This window comes from Paenibacillus sp. P46E (assembly GCF_001909095.1).
Classification (GTDB): Bacteria; Bacillota; Bacilli; order Paenibacillales; family Paenibacillaceae; genus Paenibacillus_AQ; species Paenibacillus_AQ helianthi.
In genome coordinates, this window is record NZ_LVYZ01000033.1 from 197,516 (window position 1) to 218,446 (window position 20,931).

Here is a 20,931-nt window from a genome sequence, read left to right on the forward strand (position 1 = left end):
GAATTCCCCTTTCCAGCGGATTCATGCAATGACGTCGTCTGCCGTCTCTTCCGCGTTAATCCCCACATTATCCTAGCCGTGTAAACTGAAGTTAAACGGCTGACTATTGTACAGAGGAATCATCCGGATAAAGCGGGGCCAGCTTGAGGGCGGCGGCATAGTCCTCCGGTGTGTTCATGTTCATCAGGGAAACTGTATGTGTTCGGGGGCCTTCCTCATAATCACTCTCCCGGACATAATGAACATCAAGTACATCCAGGAACTCCATTACCCGCAGTTGCCGCCGCGACAGGAATTTCTCCAGAATCGGGAGGACGCTCCGGTTATAGAGCGCAAGCAGCGGCTGGACCCGGCCTTCGGAGGTTACAGGAACAACGGCCTGTATGTCCCCCCCTCCGTACGCAATCTCCAGCATATGCAAGAACAGTCCTTCCGAAGCAAAAGGCAGGTCACAGGCCAGTACAGCTACCCATTCTGTATGAGATCCCTGAAGTGCGGCATGCAGCCCGGCTAGCGGTCCAAGTCCCGGATAGATATCCGGGATCAACGGCAGGTGTAACATGCGGTAAGCCCTCCGTTCTTCTTCACCGCAAGCAATGACTACATGTTCCGTTACGGAGGATAACCTGGCTGCGCTGTAAGTGATCAGCGGCTTCCCCTCCAGCATAAGCAGCGCTTTGTCGGCTCCCATCCGCCGGGAGCGTCCTCCAGCCAAAATCACTCCTGTAATTCCCATATATATCCTCACTATTCCATGGATTTGGCAATGATTTAAACGCAGGTTTGTATCCCTTTTCAACAAGTGTTACAGTGGTAGAAGCAGCCTCTTTCAAGACTGTTGTGAATGAATGCAAGGCATCTGGCAGGAAAGGAGTGCCCAATTTTGCGGGAGAACCTTGATAAGCAGTTTTCCTTCACCTCATTGAAGTGGTACAACTTCTTCTTATATGGGACAGTCGTCCTCTTCACCAGCTTCTTTCCACTATACCTGCAGGAAGTGGGAATGAACAAGCTGGAGATCGGGAGTTTAATGTCTGTTGGGGCGCTTGTCTCCATTATTGCCAATCCCTTCTGGGGCATTTGGACAGACCGGTACCAGAATATCCGGCGGATTGTTCTGCTGATGCTGACAGGGACGCTGGTGTTATCCCAGGTTGTGTTTCAGGCAAATACATATGAAATGATCTATGTCTCCATACTGTTCTTTTATTTTTTCCAGGGCCCGCTGTTTGCCGAGAGCAATACCATGATTCTGAGCTACATTGACGGTACAAGGCACCGCTTCAGCTCTTTCCGGCTGTGGGGATCATTGGGTTGGGCCTTTACGGCTATTCTGGCCGGACCGGTAATCGATTGGGGCGGGGTGTCCGTGCTGTCCTACCTATTCGCGGCGCTGCTCTGTGCAGCCATGATCTCTCTGATTGTCCTGCCCAGGCTCGACCATTCCATCGGCATTGCGCCGCTGCCATTCAAGGGGTTCGGGCAGATCTTTTATCATCCGTTTTTTCTGAGCTTCATCTTCTTCGGGATTCTGGTCTCGATCCCCAATACGATGAACAACACCTTCGTGTCTCTGTATATCACGGAGCTTGGGGGCAGCAAAACCATGATTGGTCTGGCCGTGTTCCTCTCCTCGATTCTGGAGGTGGCTGTTCTGCTGTTGTGCGACCGTTACCTGAAACGCAGCATACCGGTACTGCTCGGCTGGCTGGCGCTGGTCAGCGCGCTGTTCGTCCTGCGCTGGTGGCTAATGGCCGATGCGACTACTCCGCTGCAAGTGGCTTTTATACAAATCCTGCATTGCGTTACATTCGGGGGGTTCTTCTTTGTCGGCACCCGGCTGACCATGCTGCTGGTTCCGAAACCTTACCGTTCCTCGGGACAAGCGCTGTATACCCTGACCTGGAGCGGCCTCTCCGGGATTATGGGCGGTGTTCTCGGCGGCTGGCTATACCAGTATCTTGGCGCACAGAACATGTACCAATCCAGCGTCTTTCTGACGCTGATCGGAACCCTGGGATTCGGCGCAATGTGGCTGCTCGTCAGCCGCGGGGGCTATCACCCCCACGGCGGGCATCCGGACGAAGAACTAGAAGACATTTGAACTGAATTGTTGATGCCCGAGACTCAGGGCCATAAAAATTAGAAAAGCAGCGATCTTCCAGTCCCTTGGCTGGAAGATCGCTGCTTTGTATTTTTAGTCAACTGCCGCTCCTGCTCATTCAAAGGTATTTCTACCTTTGATTCGGCTCTACTTCGCTGGTTTGGCTCATTCAAAGGTATTTCTACCTTTGATTCGGCTCTACTTCGCTGGTTTGGCCCATTCAAAGGTATTTCTACCTTTGATTCCGCTCTACTTCGCTGGTTTGGCTCATTCAAAGGTATTTCTACCTTTGATTCCGCCTTACTTCGCTGGTTTGGCTCATTCAAAGGTATTTCTACCTTTGATTCGGCTCTACTTCGCCTGTTTGGCTCATTCAAAGGTATTTCTACCTTTGATTCGGCTCTACTTCGCTGGTTTGGCTCATTCAAACGTATTTCTACCTTTGATTCCGCTCTACTTCGCCTGTTTGGCTCATTCAAAGGTATTTCTACCTTTGAATGGGCCACTTTCGCCCCAGAGCAAAGGGGCTGCCTCCGTCAGTTCATGACTCCAGGCAGCCCCTTGTGGCATTTCAGATGTTACAGCCTTATTTGGCCGGCTGGAACGAGCTTTTGAGGGAAACGATAAGATTGAATACCAGGTGATCCGGTGCCGAATATTTGCTGTCCACGTTGAAGTAGCCATGACGGAAGAATTGGAACTTGTCCTGCGCTACGCTGTCCTTCAGCCCCGGCTCCACAAAGCCATGGAGGATCTCGATGGATTTGGGATTCAACTGATCCAGGAAGGTGGGTTCCGGCTTGTCAGCAGCAGGCTCCATGCCTTCGACTTCAGCCTCCTGGTCCGCCTCCTCGGCGGAAATCAAAGGCTCATAGAGGCGGAATTCTGCCGGCACAGCCTGGCTGGCATCCACCCAGTGCAGCGTTCCCTTTACCTTCCGGCCGGTAAAGCCGCTGCCGCTCTTGGTTTCCGGGTCGTACGTACAATGCAGCTCGACAACTTCGCCGTTCTCATCCTTGATGAAATCCGTGCATTTGATGAAATAAGCATTTTTCAGGCGCACTTCATTGCCAGGGAACAGGCGGAAATACTTGTTCGGCGGGTTCTCCATGAAGTCATCACGCTCAATATAAATCTCACGGGAGAACGGAATTTGGCGGGTGCCCATAGCCTCGTTCTCCACATTGTTCTCGATTTCGAACCATTCTGTTTGGCCTTCCGGGTAGTTGGTGATAACCACCTTCAACGGACGCAGCACCGACATGGTCCGGGGAACCGTCAGCTTGAGATCCTCACGGATAAAATGCTCCAGCATTTGCAGGTCCACCAGACCCTGGCTCTTGGAGATCCCGGTCTCATGCACAAAGCTGCGGATTGCTTCCGGTGTATAGCCACGGCGACGTAGCCCGGAGATCGTCGGCATGCGCGGATCGTCCCAGCCGTCAACATGGCCTTCATCCACCAGCAGCTTCAGTTTGCGCTTGCTTGTGACCGTCTGGGCGAGATTAAGGCGACCAAATTCATATTGATGCGGGGAAGCCGGCATTTCACATTCGGCTACCACCCAATCGTAGAATGGCCGCTGGTCCTCGAACTCCAGGGAGCAGAGCGAATGCGTTACATGCTCAATAGCATCCTCAAGCGGATGCGCAAAGGCATACATCGGATAGATACACCATGCATCGCCCGTATTATGATGATGAGAATGGGAAATCCGGTAAATGACCGGGTCACGCAGGTTGATGTTTGGGGAGGACATGTCGATTTTGGCACGCAGCACCTTTTCTCCATCTTTGAATTCACCTGCCCGCATGCGGCGGAACAGATCCAGGTTTTCTTCGATTCCGCGCTCCCGGTACGGGCTGTTCACTCCCGGCTCGGTCAGCGTACCCCGATGCTCACGAATTTGCTCAGCCGTAAGGTCATCCACGTAAGCTTTGCCTTTTTGAATCAGCAGCTCTGCTCTTTCGTACATGTCCCCGAAGTAATCCGAAGCAAAACGCAGCTCTTCCCATTCATAGCCGAGCCACTTCACATCTTCCTGGATAGAGTTCACGTATTCCGTATCCTCTTTGAGCGGATTGGTGTCGTCGAATCTCAGGTGCGTCTTGCCGCCGAATTCATCAGCCAGGGTGAAATTAATCCAGATCGCTTTGGCATGCCCGATATGTAAATAACCGTTCGGTTCCGGCGGGAAGCGGGTGACCACTTCCTTCACTTTTCCCGAGCTCAGATCTTCGGTAATGACATTCTTGATGAAATTGGAGGGTGTTCCACGGTTCTCCACAGTTATCAACCTTTCATTCTGTAATATTACTACTTCCTTGTATGAACATGTTTCCTACTAATATACCCGTTAACCGGGGAATGTTCAATAAAAGTCAAGAAGAAACGGCGGGGAGGTCCAGCTTCAGAGGCCTGTTTTCCCGGGGTGCTTTGACTTATTTCACAGCTATAGAGTAGCATGAGGATTATGGGAGTATATATCTGTAAATCTAATAGAGGAGGACTCATTCATGAAGCCAATCAAGCTGCCCAAAGAACAGCGGGAGATCATTACCGGGAATATTCAGGCCTACTTCGAGGCCGAGCGCGGAGAAACCATCGGTCATCTGGCGGCGGACAGTCTGCTGGAATTCTTCCTGCAGGAGCTGGGCCCGGCGATATATAACGGAGCACTGGGCGACTGCCGCACACTGGTAGGTCAACGGATGCAATCGCTGGAGGATGACATTTACGCATTGGAATGGAAGAAACGCTAATCTCTATACCGCAGAGGGGGCAGCCTCATGTTCAATTATGTCATTGATGAAGAGCTTACGCTGAAGCTGCTGATGCCTGAGCATGCACGCCGCATGTTCGCGCTGGTGGAGCGCTCGCGCACCCGCCTCAGACAGTGGCTGCCTTGGGTTGACGGGGTGACGGAGCAGGCTCATCTGGAGTCATTTATCAAAAATTCCGTAAAGCAGGCCAGTGAGAACGGCGGTTTCTCCGCCGGACTGTGGGTCCGGGGCGAGCTGGCCGGCATCATCGGATACCACGAGATTGACTGGCATAACCGCTCGGTCGGCATCGGCTATTGGCTAGGTGAAGGTTATGAAGGCAAAGGCTACATGACCAGCGCCTGCCGGGTCCTCGTGGATTACGCACTGCTCGAAATGGATCTGAACCGCGTCGAAATCCGCTGTGCCACCGGAAACCGGGCAAGCCGGGCTATACCTGAACGGCTGAGCTTCATATTCGAGGGAGTCATCCGCCAAGCGGAGAAGCTACCGGCCGGTTACGTAAACCACGCTGTCTATGGACTGCTGCGCAGTGAGTGGAAGCTGCTGGGGTGAAAAGGTGGGGTTGAGGCTGCTAGGACGGGAAGCAGTACGGAAAGTATAGGTGCGCTGGCACAGTATACGATGCAGAAAAAGCAGGTTTGGTGCTTCAGTATGCGTTACGGAAGGTGCAAGCTCGTTGGAATGAAGGGCCTATGCTTGGGTTTGAACCTAAACGAATGCAATCCCCAAACCCCCGGAGGATTCCCCCGGGGGTTTGATCTGCCTGGACACATTTCAAATGTTAAACCGTCTGGATGGAATCCTAGCGTACACCGTGCATGATTAATTATGGTAAGCCAGACATTCGTCCTAATCTCCGGCTATAACAGCCCGGACGCTCTAGCTCTCCTCCGCATCCAGCCAGCCCTGGAATTTCGCCCGCGTCACAGCAGACAGGGTCTCCAGCTGGGCAAGCTCTGCCAAGCCAGTCTTGACCTTGCGTCCGTGCTCCATGAGATAGAGCACCTGCTTGACGGGAAAGCTGCCCTCGCCGCTTTCCCGTTTGATGATTGGGTCGCCAGTGGCCACCTGACCCTCACGCAGCACACGGAAGTAGAAGCCGCTGTATCCGGTTTTTAACACCTGGGCCGGCATATCGGCGGGCCCGTGTTTTTGCGCCAGCTTATAGCACGGAAAACGCGGCTGGCTAACCTGCAGCAGAGCCGAACCCATCTCGTACACATCGCCGATGCAGACCTCCGTCTCCAGCAGGCCGCTGGCTGTGATATTTTCGCCAAACGCAGAATACTCCAGCTTCTTGCCCAGCCACTCCTCCCAATAAGCATAATGCTCAAAGGGATATACGCACACTGCCTTGTCGGGACCGCCGTGGTTCACTAGATCCGCTTGTCCATCTCCATCGAACCCTTCCGAATAAAGCTGCATCCTACCGGCTGCCGGCAGTTTGTAAATGCCGGTTTCCAGCGGTTTCCCCCGGTAATCCACAGTCTTAGGCTTGCCTACATTAAGCGAGATGACTTCCATCCGTATTCCCTCCAATCAGCTTGCAGCTCATAAAGACCTCATCTACATAACGCCCGCTGAGATAGAACTCCTCATGCAGACGGCCTTCTTCCACGAACCCGCATTTGCGGTAAAATGCAAGCGCAGGCTCGTTGCAGGACAGCACACGCAGCCGCAATTTGCGAATTCCATTCTCTGCCGCATGGCTTTTGATCGCCTGGATCAGCTGGCGCCCGATACCCAGTCTCTGAAAACGGGGATGAACGGCGATATTGACCTCACACACATGGCGGTTACTCTCCATACCACTGGGACAGCCAAAGCCGACATAGCCGCACAGTTCCCCATCCTGCAGAGCCACCAGCTGCGAGCCGGGAGGGGCATGCATCAGATAATCCTCGCGCGAACGCCACATTAACGGTCCGGGTGTTGTATCCTCGGTCCAGATCATATTATCAAGAACAATTAGCTCCCGGGCATCCTTGATTTCCGAGGGCCGGATTGTAAAGGTTTCGCTATTCAGTTGTTGCATCGCTTTTACACCCCTTGCCTTACTCTAATCACCCGGAAGCGGGCTACTGTGTTCAATTAAGGATATCCACTTGCAGATTTATACCGCATCCCGTTCCAGTGTACGGGTCAGCCGGTTGATGTATGCATGGAATCCAAAGAACCCTACCGACAATACAGCCATCCCGCAGGCCAGCCACCCCGTCGGTGCAAGCCCTCCGCTATCAAACTGGACGCCCAGCAGATAAGGCCCGATCACTCTGCCAACCGCGCCGATGCCACCACTAAGTCCCAGGTAGAATGGAGCACTGTGGCCGGAATGATCTGAGATGAACGAAGGCATCGCGGGTGAGATCAGCATCTCTCCAAGTGTAGCCAGCACCATTGCCAGCAGCAAGCCCGGATAGCTTGGCATAAGCAGGATCACCGCATAGCCGGCCAGATAGAACACGGCACTTGCTGTCATTTGTGCTGTTGAGGTTGCCGCGAACCAGCGCTTGATCAGGCTGACCAGCGGCTGGGCGGCAAAGATCAGAATTCCGTTCAGCGTCCACAGGAAGCCGTAGGTCTGTTTCGGCCAGCCCTCCGAAATAATAAACGGGGATACGCCGGCATTCCAGATCGAATTCCCGATCAGCAGAAACATCGAGCCAATGGCCATGAACAGATAAATCCGCGTGTGGCCCATAAGCCTCCAGCCGGATTGTTCATGCTGAGGTTGTTTTCTCAGGTGCTGCTCATCCGGGGATGCTGTTCCCACCTTGCGCAAATAAAAAAAGAAAAATACGGCAAATACCGCCGAGGTCACTCCGTTCAGCACAAAACTAAGCATATAGTTGCCCAGAAAGCCGCTTAGTGACGTTCCAATGGCTACTCCTATATTATTGCAAACATAGATAATGTTAAACAGCTCCGCACGCTGCTCGGCAAAGCGGAATCCAACAAACGCCTGGATTGCCGGCAGTGACAGCGAGTTGAACAATCCGAATAATCCCATCAAGATGATGAATAAATGCCAGTTGTTGCTTGCCGCAGGAATGGAGAACAGGGACAAGGCAGTCAGGGCAAGAGCCCCCACAATCAGGCGGTTAACACCGACCTTATGATAGAGCGAGCCACCCAGCAGCTGACCGGCTATCCCGCCGAGTGCCTGAACAAGCAGCACGATACCGGCATCCTTCATACTACGGCCGAGCTCATCGTATACATACATGGTCACAAGCGGCCACATAAGCGCGCTGCCGGTTGCGTTGATCAAGCTGGCAATGAGAAATACTCTGACTTCCTTAGGATATCCTTGCAAAAACTTCATATTTTGTCTTTCATCCCCTGTTACCTATGTGTCATTATTCCATCCAGTATCATCCCAAAACAGGGTCAAGAGCAAGCATATGAATTGACGCATTGGCGCGTCACCCGAGCATAATATTTTCCACTCAAATTAAACAGATTCCCCTGCAGGCTGCGCTTCCCCGCTTCGCTTCACTTCTACCGTTGCTGAGAAAAAAGTGGCCCCGTTGCCCATATCGCTCAGCCGGTCCGGTGTCAGCACGTTCACCCTCTGTCTGCGTCCCTTGCCTTCCCACCACAGCCCCTGGCTGATCACGGTGCCCGGAAGCATCTTGTCCGTTACCATGGCCCACAGCTCGATAGCGCCTCTGCCGTTATACACGGTCAGTTCGTCACCGTCCGCAATGCCTCTTGCAGCTGCATCTACGGGATGAATCTGCAGCATCGGCCGCTTCTCCATGCGCTGGTGCTTCTCTACATTGGAGAAGGTGGAGTTCAGGAAATTATGGTTCGGCGGCGATACGAACATCAGGGGATACGGCGTCCCCGGCTGAGGTAGCCGCTGACCGTCATAGCCTTCCTTCAGCGGCATGTATGTTGGCATCGGAGGCAGCCCCGCCAGCTCCATGGCCTTGGAATAGAGCTCGATTCTGCCGGATGGTGTCGGCAGGTGTTCCAGATAATGCGCTTGCGGCGACATATCCAGCTTCACGAACCGTTCAGCCGCCAGCCGCTCCAGCGTGACCCCGTTCATATAGGGGTTGCGCGGATAATCCAGCGCCTGACGGATCATATCATATTCGGAATCGCTGAAAGCTGCTGTATCAAAGCCCATCGCCAGACCAAGCAGCGAGAAAACCTCCATATTGCTCTTGCATTCGCCCGGCGCATCCAGCACAGGCTCCTGAAGCTGCATATAGTGATGCCAATACGAACCGTACAGATCCACATTCTCAAACGTGGAGGTTGCAGGCAAAAGGATGTCGGCATAACGAGCCGTGTCAGTCATAAACAGATCATGCACTACTGTGAACAAATCCTCGCGGGCAAATCCCTTGCGCACACGATCCGCATCGGGAGCCACCACTACAGGATTGCTGCAGTAGACGAACATGCCCATTACCGGCTGCTCTGTCGCCTCCAGCGCTTCACCGATCCGGTTCATGTTGATTGTGCGTGTTCCGCGATTTGGACGCAGATCAGGACGCGTCAGTGCGCGGGCATTCGTTGCGGTGTAGCCCCCGTTTGACTTGATCGCTCCGCCTCCAGTCTTCAGCCAAGCACCTGTAAGTGCCGGAAGACAAGCAATCGTGCGCACATTCATGCCCCCATTATCGTGGTGCTGCAGGCCATTGCCGATGTGGATATATGATACCTTAGCTTCGCCGTACAGCTTGGCCAGCTTCTCGATATCTGCCGCTGCAATGCCAGTAATCTCTGCTACCCGCTCAGGCGGGTAGGCAAGCACATGCTCACGCAGCTCCGTATGCCCGGTTGTATAACGCTCCATAAATGCTTCATCCGTCATGCCATCCCTGAACAGGATATGCATCATCCCTAGCGCGAGGGCTGTATCTGTGCCGGGATACAGCGGCAGGAACCAGTCTGCCCACTGCGCCGTACGGTTTCGGTGCACATCGATCACAACCACTTTTGCCCCCCGTTTGCGGGCCTGTTCAGCATAGACGACCTGATGCATATTCGTGCTGACAATATTGCCGCCCCAGACAATAATCAGATCGGCATTGACCGTATCCTCAGGGCTTGTCCCGCCATTGAATCCCATGGTATATTTCCAGCCGGCAGTGCCTGCTGCACTGCAAATGCCCTGCTCCAGACGACTTGCACCGAGTGCATTAAAAAAACGCCGGTCCATCCCGTCCACACTAAGCACACCCATATTGCCGTAGAAGCTGTACGGAAGAATGCTTTCCGGCCCATAGGTACCGGACAGTTCCTTGAAACGGCCGGCAATTTCGCCGATAGCCTCCTCCCAGCTGATCGGTGTGAAAGAACCGCTTCCTTTCGGCCCTGTACGACGCTGAGGCTGCAACAAACGTTCGGGGTGATGCACCCGTTCCGCCATATGCCGTACCTTGTTGCAGATCGCCCCTTTGGTTACCGGATGCTCGGGGTTGCCTTCCACCTTAATGATTTTGCCGTCCTGCTTATGCACTAGAAGTCCGCATGTGTCAGGGCAATCCAGCGGACATACCGCCGGAAAAACCCCATCTCCGCTGTAACTCATGGGCGTTAGTCCCCCCTTGTCACTTGAATATGTATATTCTATAACTGCACCTGTTCTACGTAAAGAAAATAGGCGAAAACAAACTGATTCGTTCCAACTATGTCAGGGTAATAGAGCATATGAAACACTCCCTATGAATTCGCCGTGAGCCCGATTTCGTTCCCCCGAGTCGGATATGCACGGCGAATTTTGTGTTGTCCGGGATACAAAAAGACACTCCCCGATAACATTTCGGGGAGTGTCTGTATAACCGTCCGGCCATGCAGAACGGAAGTATTTTATGCGTGTTTTTTCACACCGGCAGCAGAAATACCTTCCACCGATTGAACAGCTGCTGGCGCTTTGCGCAGGTAAGCCATCCAGTATGCGAAAGCGACAAAGATGGCGCCGCCTGTGAGGTTGCCCAGCCAGACCGGAGCGAAATTGCCGAAATACTGGGACCAGGTAAAGTGACCTTCAAAAATAGCAGCAGGGATAAGGAACATGTTAGCTACAACGTGCTGGAAGCCGATAGCTACAAACGCCATGGTCGGAAACCAGATCCCGAGGATTTTACCGCTGAAATTATCCGCTCCGTAAGAGAGCCATACCGCTAGAGCAACGAGCCAGTTACAACCGATACCGGAAACAAAGGCCTGCAGGAAGGTGGCATCAATCTTGTGTCCGGCCATATCCACCAGTTTATCCAGATACACGCCATCTGCAGTGAGGCCAACAACGTGGCCGAAGAAATAAGCGACGAACAAGGCACCGGCGAAATTACTGATTGTAATCAGCACCAGATTCTTGAACATTTCCCATAGCGAAATCTTCTTCGCCATAAATGCCAGCGGCACAGCCATCATATTACCGGTCAGCAGTTCCCCTCCGGCCAGCAGCACCAGGATCAGACCTACCGGGAACACGGAAGCGCCGATAAAGTTAGCGATAGAGCCCCATTCCTTCGGTGCGCCTGCGATAACGCGAATGTCCAGCAAAAATCCGAGCGCAATGAACGCTCCCCCCAAGAAGCCAAGAATAAGTACGGTACTGAGTGAATTATGTGCCTTCTTAATTCCGTTCTCTACCGTGACTTCGGCAATCCCCTGCGGTTTGTTATAAGCCATGATTCCTATCCCCTTCTAATTACTTAAAATTTGTTCCTTTATGCCATTGTAGCGTGTCAACTAACACATTTACGTGATAAATATCACTCTTGCAAAAACTAAGTGAAAGTTTTCACTGACATGTCAAATTTACCACAAAAGCATCCGCTGCGGAATAATTTTTATCTCAGAAGAGACGAATTCCCCATTTTCTGCAGGATACATCCTCCGTTACCCCCAAAATGCTGGAGCACAGCAAAAAGCCGGAGCCACAAAATCGGCTCCGGCTTACGGGGACAGCCTTAGGTTCAGACGGTTACGGTTTCCTTACGGGCAACTGCTGCAGGCAGGGCTTGAAGTCCCGCTGTATTCAAGAAATTCCACGGCTTGTTGTAGTGCGGCTGGAAGAAGAAATCGATGAAGGCCAGCTGGTCCACAGTCATTTTATTCTGAATGCACACCGACACGGTATTGATCGACTGTGTCAGATCCATCTTGGACATGATCTGTGCGCCGAGAATGCGGCGGGTCGAGCGGTCATAGACCACTTTTAGCTGCACCTGCTCGAAGGTTGGCATGAACTCGGGACGATAGTTGTCGGTCAACAGAACACTCTCGATATCCATTCCTTCTGCAATAGCGGCATCCTCTGTCAGCCCGGTTCCGGCAATATTATCTTCATAAATCTTAATTCCCGAAGTTCCCTGTGTACCCATGTATGGGATCGTCTGCGATACCAGGTTGCGGGCTACCAGTGTTCCCATACGTACAGCGTTGGTTGCCAGCGGAATGTAGGCATGTTTGCCGGTTGGATTATAATGAATTGCACAGCTGTCACCGGCGGCATAAATATCCGGAAGGCTGGTCTGCATATAGTCATTGACGATAATCGCGCCGTTAGGCAGCATATCCACCTTACCCTTCAGCAGTTCGGTATTCGGACGGAATCCGATACAAAGGATAACCAGATCTGTCTCATGCTCGCCTTTGCTGGTGATTACCTTGGTCACTTTGCCGTTCTCGCCAACAAACGAGCTAACCTTCTCGCCAAGTGCAAGAGTGATTCCGTGATCCTCCAGCGATTTTTGAATAGGAGTCGTGAATTCTTCATCCAGATATTTGCTCAGGATACGGTCCTCGCCGTCAATCAGCGTAACCTGTTTGCCATTCATTTGAAAAGCCTCCACCAGCTCGACTCCGATATACCCGGCGCCGACAACAGTGATTCTGTCTACCTGCTGCGCTCTTTCGATGATGGTGTTGGAATGATTATAGTTCTTGGAGAGGAGAATACCGTCAAGCTCCATGCCCTCCAGCTTGGGAACAATCGGCCATGAACCGGTAGTCATGATCAGCTTGTCATAGGAGTCATCGAATTCCTGGCCTGTCGCCAGATTGCGGGCACGCAATGTTTTGCGGTCGGTATCAATCCCGATAACTTCGTGACGCATGTTCGTCTTGACACCAAGCTCTGCCAGCTTCTCCGGCGATGAGTAGAACAGACCCTGAGGGTCTTTGATGACTCCACCCACATAAAGCGCGATCCCGCATGACAGGAAAGAAATATTATCATTGCGTTCATACACAGTAATCTCGGCATCCGGGTAAAGCTGGGCGGTATTGACGATTGCCGCGGTTCCGGCATGGGTACATCCTACGACTGCTACTTTCATGGTTTGTTCCTCCTCCAAATTGGGTATTTCATTTATTTGTGTTTGTATGTGATTAATTTCACTTTATGGGTTGATTATATTGTGATTTTTCTCACATTACAAGCCTTTTTGTGATTTTTCTCACATTGTTCACATTTGATGTGGATAAATAGTCCCCATATTTCCGGTGCGTCTGCATTAGTTTCTCCCCGGGCGAGCACATTATGTCTGGAGAGCTGAGGAAGGAGCAGGGAATCCTCCATCCGGCAGACCGCGCAGCAAAGCCCCCATACTTCTGCTTAAGTCGCAGAGATACGGGGGCTGAAGTCTTGAATCAAGATGACTTTGATTTATTCCAAGCCGTTAATAACGCCATCCTCATCTACCTGTATACCCTCTGCCGCCGGTGTGGCCGGAAGTCCGGGCATAGTGACCATATTGCCGGTGATGACCACTGCAAAACCCGCTCCAAGCGACAGCGTGATATCGCGGACACCCATGGTGAAGCCTTCGGGTGCTCCCAGCAGTCTTGGCTGGTCCGAGAATGAGTACGGAGTCTTCGCCATACAAACCTGAAGCTGCTGCAAGCCGAGCTTCTCAATGATGTTCAGGCTGCGTTTCGCTGCCGGCGAGAAGGACACTTCAGCTCCACGGTAGATTTCGGTTACGACTTTATTGATTTTGGCCGGAATGTCCAGATGGTCCTCATACAAAGGAGCGAAAGACGAGAGCTGGTCATCTCCCTGTTCCAAGAGCTTCTTCAACTCCAGGGCGAGTTCAAGGCCCCCGGCACTGCCTTCCGCCCATACTTTGGAGATGGCTGCCGGCACACCCAGACGGCGGCAAGCCTCCAGGACATCATTAATCTCCGAAGGGGCATCGCCCTCGAAGTGATTAAGCGCCACAAGCACCGGAACGCCGAATTTACCCAAATTCTCAATATGACGCTCCATGTTGGCAATTCCGGAGAGCAATGCTGCCCGGTTGGTTGTGTACAGCTCATCTTTACGGACACCGCCATTGTATTTCAGCGATTTCACCGTCACTACCAGTACAGCTGCAGCGGGAGTGAGTCCGGCTTGGCGGCATTTAATATCCATGAACTTCTCTGCGCCCAGATCCGCACCGAACCCCGCTTCCGTCACTACCACATCCCCCAGCTTCAAAGCATAACGGGTTCCGATTACACTGCTGCAGCCGTGAGCGATATTGGCAAACGGTCCGCCGTGCACGATAACAGGCGTACCCTCCAGAGTCTGCACCAGATTAGGCTTCACGGCTTCCTTCAGCAGCGCCGCCATGGCTTCTACTGCTCCGATTTGCTTTGCCGTCACCGGCTGTCCCAACTGGTCATATCCGACCAGCATGCGGCTGAGCCGGTTTTTGAGATCGGCAAGATCGTCGCATAGACACAGTACGGCCATAATCTCTGAGGCAGTCGTGATCTGGAATCCGCTCTCCCGCACGGTACCGTTGCCATCACCGAGGCCGGTCACAATGCTGCGCAGGCTGCGGTCATTCATATCCATTACGCGTTTCCAGACTATACGCTGAGGGTCAAGTCCCAGTGCATTACCCTGGAAAATATGATTGTCGATCATAGCCGACAGCAGATTATGCGCCGAAGTTACCGCATGTATATCGCCCGTAAAATGCAGGTTGATCTCGTCTGCCGGAACAATCTGTGCCTTGCCCCCTCCTGTTGCTCCGCCCTTCATGCCCAGACATGGACCAAGCGATGGTTCACGCAGTGCAGCTACTGTCTTGATTCCCGCTGCATTCAGCGCCTGGGAAAGTCCGATCGTCGTCAGCGTTTTACCTTCGCCTGCCGGGGTCGGATTCACTGCGGTAACCAGCACCAGCTTTCCGTCCTGCTTGTGCTTAAGCTCGTCCCATAGAGATGGCGACAGCTTGCTTTTATATTTGCCGTACAGCTCCAGATGCTCTTCATGAATCCCTGCTGCCGATGCCACCTCTGTAATTAATCTCATGCCCTTATAAAACCCTCCTGCCGTTATTATCCTGCTTCATTCTGCCCTTTTATTCAATTCCCCATGATGTACCTTATTCCTCTTCAAAGAATACAGTGTCTGTGAAAAGCGTCAAGGATAATTTTCATAAGCCGTAACTGAAAAATCCCCCTAAACACAGCAAATGCCGTCATTCAGGGGGTGTAGGTATACATTCAATTTATAAAAGACAGCAACGCGGCTAGGATTCGAAAGAAATGCGCATCTTAGAGTAGGGCTTCGATCTGTGCCTTCATGCCTTCCGGTGATTCCTTCGGCTCTACACGGGCTACCACATTGCCGCTGCGGTCCACGAGGAACTTGGTGAAGTTCCATTGGATATCACTGCTCTCGCCATCACCCGGCTGCTGGCCCTTCAAATACTGAAAGAGCAGGCTGGCATCCGGCCCGTTCACATCCACCTTGGCAAAAACCGGGAACGTTACACCATAATTAATCTGGCAGAACTCTTCCGCTTCTTCACTGGTTCCGGGCTCCTGTCCGGCAAATTGGTTGCAGGGAAAACCCAATACGACGAGACCTTGGTCTCCGTATTGTTCATAGAGCTTTTGCAAGTCCCCGTACTGTGGTGTAAGTCCGCATTTGCTGGCCGTGTTGGCAATCAGCAGCACCTTGCCTTCATAGTCCTTGAAAGGCACTTCTGTACCCGATGGTTTCACTCCGGCAAAACTGTAAATAGACATTCTGCATCCTTCCCTTCATCCGTGGATTGATCAACCGGCTATGCTCTGTACAGCCAACCTTTATCTTACCCTATTGCCGGAGGAATACAAAATAAAGGCAATGTACCCTGACAAGCTAATGCTCCCCTTCCGTTCGGGACAATCCGCAGACATCTGCAATCAGCCGGAGAGATTTCAGCTTATCCTCTAAGCCGTGCATCGGCATGGCGAACATAATCTCCTCGCAGCAGTATTCCTCCATGAGCGCAATAAACTGCTGCCGAACCTCCTCCGGCGATCCCAGGACCGTCCGCCTGCGGTTCTCCTCAATCCGAAAGCGGTCGTACGGTGTATAGGTGTAGTCCAGAGAGGTCTCTACTGAAGGTGTGCCTGTTGAGACATGGCCTTTCTCCAGCAGAACCAGCGACAAATCCATGCTGGCAGCCAGCCGGTCTGCTTCTGCGGAAGTTCCGGCACAGACAGCAAACACCGATACCAGCGCCCGTGGAGCAGCGGCTGCGGGAGAGGGGCGGAAGCTGTTCTGAAAGGATTGTACCGTCCTCCCGCCCCCGTCACCGTTAATGAATCTGGCATAGGCAAAGCGGGTGCCCAGCCTTGCGGCAAGAGCGGCGCTGTCCCTGCTGGACCCGAGCAGCCAGAGCTCCGGTGCGGTGCTGACCTGCGGACTGGTCTCCAGTCCGGCAAAACGGTGTGCGGCATCCGGACCGCCGTACAGATAGCTGAGCAGGTCCCTGATCTGCAGCTCGTAAAGATCTGCACCGCCTGTCCGGTTCTCCTGAAGCGCTCTTACAGCAAGTGCCCCGCCTCCTGCAGCACTGCCCACCCCTAGATCGATGCGTCCGGGATATAAAGCTTCAAGTACGCGGAAATTCTCGGCTACCTTGTACGCGCTGTAATGAGGGAGCAGCACGGCTCCCGAACCAATGCGGATCGTTGAGGTTACTGCAGCCAGATGGGCCATCAGCACCTCGGGACTTGAACCGGCCAGTCCGCGTGCGGCATGATGCTCGGAGACCCAGAAGCGGTGATAGCCCAGCCTGTCAGCCTCTCTGGCAAGGCTTACAGTCTGGGCGATTGCCTCGGCGGGCGTGCAGCCCTCAGAGACGGGTGATTGATCCAAAATGCTTAATTTCATAGACTGAGCATCTCCAAGTCAGGTAATAGGGAATGATAACCATTGCTGTCTCCATTATATCATCCCGTTCCCCGCGCCTTCACCATGATTTCCGGAGGCTCTCATTCGCAAAAAACCGCCCCGTACAGGGCGGAAGTCTTCAAACCTACACCTCGGGATAGCCCACGCAGCAGCATCTGCCGGCTTACCGGGCCAGCTTCACCAGCATATGGGCCAGCCGGTGGCGTTCTTCCTTGCTGCCCACCTTCCACAGTTCCTGAAGCAGCTTTTCCTCACTATTGCGGGGTTCCTCATGGGCAGCCAGATAGTCGGCGATTTTCTCCGCCGCCACCGCCAGCTGTTCTTCACCCAGACCGATTTTCCGAGCCAGATGAATGCGCTTTCCTAAATAAGCCTTGAAATCCTCGAAATTGTTCAAAATGACTTCCTTCTGTTCCGGGTCAATCCGGTCCAGGGCTTCATTCACTTTGCCTAACGCAACATTTCCGTCCTTATCTACAACATGATTATGCTCCGACATCTGAAATTCCCCTTCCGCTGGAAAATTCATGGTTTCCCACTACTTAACCAAGGGTCAGACAGATGAATCAACGGGAGATGGCTGCCTTCAATGGAAAAGGCAGCCACAGCATGGTCAGCAGGCGAGAACTTTTCCGCCAATCCCTAATTCACAACAAACACAGAGGTACAGGCCGTACTTCGTCCCTTGTCCAGCCTAGACCGCCCCTATGGACGGCCACTCCAGCTCAAAGCCGTTATTGCGCAGACGGGTCTGGAAGCTGCTCAGCTGCTGGGGAGAATTCCGTACCTCACGGGGTGTCACCCCGTTATCCAGACAATATGCGGCCAGCATGCCGGCAGCCTCTCCAATATTCCATTCCACCGGATGAAGCCGGTAGCAGCCGTTGGTGATATGCGTAGTCCCAATGTCTTTGGCAGCAGCGATCAGGTTGTTCACGCGAATCGGGATCAGCGCTCCCAGCGGGATCTGGAACGGCAGTGAAGGAATGTCGATAAAGGTCCGCAGCGCGGTGCTAGGGTGAAGATCAATCCGGTAGCTGCCGATGCCAACCGTATCCGGGTATTTCTCAGCCCGGCCGTCCGGGCGGTCTGCCGGACTCAGATGCTGCTCCAGGATGGTGAACTCCGCCCGGATTCGCCGTCCTTCCCGAATATACGGAGCTTGCGCAAGGCCATGCGGCGCCCCCGTAGCATCGGGGCGTGGACGCAAGCCGGGATAACCTATGCCGCCATCCTTGCGCGGTGCCTCCGTCTGCATCCAGTACAGCAGGGAAAGACTGAGCTGCTTCGCATGCTCCAGGTGGCGCTGCCTTTCCCCGGGAGAAACGTCAATAATTGACCCAAGCCAATAGTCATTCTGCGGCCAGTTGACCACACTGAGGTCTGTCTTGTAGACCCCCGGCTGAAAATTACTGCGGTCCGCCAGTCTACGGTAAGTAAACAGCGGATTCCCCCCCTCCTCCGGTAAGAGCACGTAGGTTACAGGCTTTAGCGTCGAAGGGGAAGGAACCGTCCAGCTGAGCTGCGGAGCAGGCCAAAAATCGGCCTGGTAGCTTCTCCAAAAGTTATATTCCCGCGGCTTGGCAATCGTATAATCCTCGCCCTCGGTAAAGTCTACTGCCAGACAATGCGTAAACGCTTGAATATCCTGCGGATCGGCCGGACCCGCAAGCGCATGCCTTTCCCCGGTCTCTGCAGCGGACTCGGCGCCCGTTACGTACTCTACGCCTGCCAGCGGCAGCACATCCCCTTCTTCAGTCGCATCCAAAAAGTAGCTGCCGGTCAGGACGAGCTTCTCCCCATCCTGACTGCATACGGTTACCGAAATCACATCATCGCCATCCGTTTCCGCCTGCACAGGCTTGTATCCTGTCCAGATCTGCAGCCGCCCGCTATGTACATAGGGGGCCAGCATATCCTTGAGTACTGCCAGCGCCGTACGCGGCTCATGAGAGAGCCGGCTGACCCAGGCATTTCCGGGATTGAGGGCCGCCCGGGCACGTGCCTGCTCCGTAAGCGGGAATAATCTGCGGTAATAGTCGCGCACTGCATTGCGATAAGTCCGGTAGCTTGCCGTACACCCAAACTGCTCGATCCACCGGTTCTCGTCAGGCGGCACCACCTGGCTGGTGAGCTGTCCGCCGATCCAATCATATTCCTCGGTCATTACTACCGACCGTCCTGATCTGGCAGCACCCAGAGCGGCCGCACAGCCTCCCGTCCCTCCGCCGATAATAACAACATCTGCCTGAATCTGCTTGGTCATTTCATTCCTCCTCCGCTCCATAATTGAATGAGAATGAGTGCTGTATCTCCCTGCCTCTAACTTATATGTAGTTTGTAATGACATTTTAACAACCTATATTTATAAGTGGGCTTAGAAACAGGGCGAAATTGTGCATTGGCAGCTACAAAGATTGCTATAAAGACTACTGGTCATGAACAGGACAGCGTAGCCGCTATATGATTTCTGATATATAGCGGCCTGGAGGGCCTTCATTAGATTGGGCGGCAAGTCCAAGTGGAAAAAGTGAACCTAATGCTGGCCTGTCCCCCTACTGCGTAAGCGTAGTTGGAAAAAAGAAACCTAATCCGACTGATTTCCATCTTTTCGGATGAATTCGCTTAAATGAAGTCTACTTTTTCCAACTTCCCCCTACACAGGACAACTTTCCGTCTATTTAAGTGTACTAACTCCACTTCACTTCTTGCAGTTCCCCACGCGCTACCCTTTTGACTTCCGGTTCGTTCCACTACAAAGAAAAAAGCACTGCCTCCCCCTTGCGGCGGGCTGCAGTGCCTGTAACCTTTTATCAACTCCATTACTTCGACACCGGAACCGCATCAAAATACTCTTCCAGCGTAATGCCTCTCTCCGCGATGGATGTGGCAATGTCCTTGCCTACATAACGGACATGCCAAGGCTCATACATGTAACCTGTAATGGCCTGCTTGCCTTCAGGATAACGGATGATGAAGCCGTACTCCGCCGCATGGGCTGCAAGCCAATTGGCTTCCTCTGTTCCGGCAAAACAGCTCTCTGCGGCACATTTGCCGGTAGTGCCGGAAAGGTCGATAGCCAAACCTGTCTGATGCTCGCTGTGCCCAGGTACAGCACTGTAGGTGCGGGCCTTCTCTTCGCCATCTTTGGCTACATAATTGTTGAACAGCCGCGTCTGTGTAGCTTCTGAACGGTAGCCGGATACCCCGGCCAGGTGTACGCCGTCTTTCTTGGCTCCTGCGAACATTCTTTCCAGCGCGGTAGCCGCGGCCTTGCGCATCATGCGCTTCTCAATCTTTTCGGAGAAAATAAACGGCACGTCCGGATAGACCAGATCAGCTGGTTTATAGCCGTCCGGAAGCTTGTACTGCTTATTAATGATTGCCTCCAGGCTCTCCGGCTCGGCAGCCGTAAGCTCCGCCGACGGGTCGCCTGAACCGCCGCTTCCTGCATCTGAAGGTTTATCAGTAGCGGTTGCAGTCGCCGTTGGTGAAGGCTCTGCACTTGCCTGATTGCCGGAATTGTCCGGTTTGTCAGTTGGTGCAGTTGAAGGCTCGCTCCCCGTGTTTGCGCCTGTCTCCTCCGGAGTGTCAGAGGCCACGGCTGAAGGCTCAGGAGCTGTGCTTGGCTGTGCCTGAAGATCATTGCCCGCGCCAGCAGATGCCCCCTCTTCCTGTGAAGCTGAAGGCGAAGGTGAGGAGTATTTACCGATTCCCCAGCCCACAGCGATTACGATGATAAATAAAATAACGATTTTGCCGGTTTTAGACATATGCCGTGTTTCCTCCCAGAAAGGTTTATGAATGTTTCACCTGCTGCTGTATCCATTATAGACAAGCATTGTATCCAAAATGTTTCAAAACCTTAATCACAACTAACCAGG

General features: G+C 53.1%; 17 protein-coding genes. 3 read left to right on the forward strand and 14 right to left on the reverse strand.

What is annotated here, in order from left to right; genetic code table 11:
• Positions 1 to 103 precede the first annotated feature (103 nt).
• Positions 104 to 736: a molybdenum cofactor guanylyltransferase gene (gene mobA, locus A3849_RS10440; protein ID WP_074111333.1), complete on the reverse strand. Its 633-nt coding sequence runs from the start codon at positions 734 to 736 to the stop codon at positions 104 to 106.
• 147 nt (positions 737 to 883) lie between these two features.
• Here mobA and A3849_RS10445 point away from each other — a divergent pair, with 147 nt between their 5' ends.
• The gene (locus A3849_RS10445; RefSeq protein WP_074111334.1) at positions 884 to 2,104 is read left to right on the forward strand and encodes an MFS transporter; all 1,221 of its coding nucleotides are present in this window, start codon (positions 884 to 886) and stop codon (positions 2,102 to 2,104) included.
• Between the two features lie 586 nt (positions 2,105 to 2,690).
• On the opposite strand, the gene A3849_RS10450 is transcribed toward A3849_RS10445, so the two are convergent.
• Positions 2,691 to 4,391: a glutamine--tRNA ligase/YqeY domain fusion protein gene (locus tag A3849_RS10450; protein ID WP_074111335.1), complete on the reverse strand. Its 1,701-nt coding sequence runs from the start codon at positions 4,389 to 4,391 to the stop codon at positions 2,691 to 2,693.
• A 229-nt stretch (positions 4,392 to 4,620) separates the two neighbouring features.
• Here A3849_RS10450 and A3849_RS10455 point away from each other — a divergent pair, with 229 nt between their 5' ends.
• Positions 4,621 to 4,866, forward strand: coding sequence for a DUF2164 domain-containing protein (locus A3849_RS10455; RefSeq protein ID WP_074111336.1), 246 nt, complete (start codon positions 4,621 to 4,623; stop codon positions 4,864 to 4,866).
• 27 nt (positions 4,867 to 4,893) lie between these two features.
• A complete protein-coding gene (locus tag A3849_RS10460) occupies positions 4,894 to 5,442 on the forward strand; it encodes a GNAT family N-acetyltransferase (protein WP_074111337.1) in 549 nt (182 codons plus the stop codon).
• A 327-nt stretch (positions 5,443 to 5,769) separates the two neighbouring features.
• Here the strand turns inward: A3849_RS10460 and A3849_RS10465 are convergent, their stop codons facing one another.
• From A3849_RS10465 to A3849_RS10520, 12 genes are all read right to left on the reverse strand, one after another.
• Entirely contained in the window at positions 5,770 to 6,429 is a 660-nt protein-coding gene (locus A3849_RS10465; protein ID WP_083613443.1) for an MOSC domain-containing protein, read from the reverse strand.
• Positions 6,395 to 6,925: a GNAT family N-acetyltransferase gene (locus A3849_RS10470; RefSeq protein ID WP_074111338.1), complete on the reverse strand. Its 531-nt coding sequence runs from the start codon at positions 6,923 to 6,925 to the stop codon at positions 6,395 to 6,397. Before A3849_RS10470 ends, A3849_RS10465 begins: the two co-directional genes overlap by 35 nt.
• A 78-nt stretch (positions 6,926 to 7,003) precedes the next feature.
• On the reverse strand, positions 7,004 to 8,215 hold the full coding sequence (locus A3849_RS10475) for an MFS transporter (protein WP_074111339.1): 1,212 nt from the start codon (positions 8,213 to 8,215) through the stop codon (positions 7,004 to 7,006).
• A gap of 129 nt (positions 8,216 to 8,344) precedes the next feature.
• Positions 8,345 to 10,441, reverse strand: a complete 2,097-nt coding sequence (locus tag A3849_RS10480) for a molybdopterin-containing oxidoreductase family protein (protein ID WP_083613444.1) — start codon at positions 10,439 to 10,441, stop codon at positions 8,345 to 8,347.
• A gap of 278 nt (positions 10,442 to 10,719) precedes the next feature.
• Positions 10,720 to 11,547: a formate/nitrite transporter family protein gene (locus A3849_RS10485; RefSeq protein ID WP_074111341.1), complete on the reverse strand. Its 828-nt coding sequence runs from the start codon at positions 11,545 to 11,547 to the stop codon at positions 10,720 to 10,722.
• A gap of 287 nt (positions 11,548 to 11,834) precedes the next feature.
• Positions 11,835 to 13,199 carry an FAD-dependent oxidoreductase gene (locus A3849_RS10490; protein WP_074111342.1) on the reverse strand — a complete coding sequence of 455 codons (1,365 nt, stop codon included), beginning with the start codon at positions 13,197 to 13,199 and terminating at the stop codon, positions 11,835 to 11,837.
• A gap of 329 nt (positions 13,200 to 13,528) precedes the next feature.
• Positions 13,529 to 15,169: a formate--tetrahydrofolate ligase gene (locus A3849_RS10495; protein WP_074111343.1), complete on the reverse strand. Its 1,641-nt coding sequence runs from the start codon at positions 15,167 to 15,169 to the stop codon at positions 13,529 to 13,531.
• Positions 15,170 to 15,414: 245 nt separating this feature from the next.
• Positions 15,415 to 15,891 carry a glutathione peroxidase gene (locus A3849_RS10500; protein ID WP_074111344.1) on the reverse strand — a complete coding sequence of 159 codons (477 nt, stop codon included), beginning with the start codon at positions 15,889 to 15,891 and terminating at the stop codon, positions 15,415 to 15,417.
• 115 nt (positions 15,892 to 16,006) lie between these two features.
• Positions 16,007 to 17,026, reverse strand: a complete 1,020-nt coding sequence (locus A3849_RS10505) for an LLM class flavin-dependent oxidoreductase (protein WP_074111345.1) — start codon at positions 17,024 to 17,026, stop codon at positions 16,007 to 16,009.
• Between the two features lie 184 nt (positions 17,027 to 17,210).
• Entirely contained in the window at positions 17,211 to 17,546 is a 336-nt protein-coding gene (locus A3849_RS10510) for a DUF3243 domain-containing protein (protein WP_074111425.1), read from the reverse strand.
• 195 nt (positions 17,547 to 17,741) lie between these two features.
• Complete coding sequence (locus A3849_RS10515) at positions 17,742 to 19,313, reverse strand: FAD-dependent oxidoreductase (RefSeq protein ID WP_074111346.1); 1,572 nt, start codon at positions 19,311 to 19,313, stop codon at positions 17,742 to 17,744.
• A gap of 556 nt (positions 19,314 to 19,869) precedes the next feature.
• Positions 19,870 to 20,820: a D-alanyl-D-alanine carboxypeptidase family protein gene (locus tag A3849_RS10520; protein WP_083613445.1), complete on the reverse strand. Its 951-nt coding sequence runs from the start codon at positions 20,818 to 20,820 to the stop codon at positions 19,870 to 19,872.
• Positions 20,821 to 20,931: the final 111 nt, after the last annotated feature.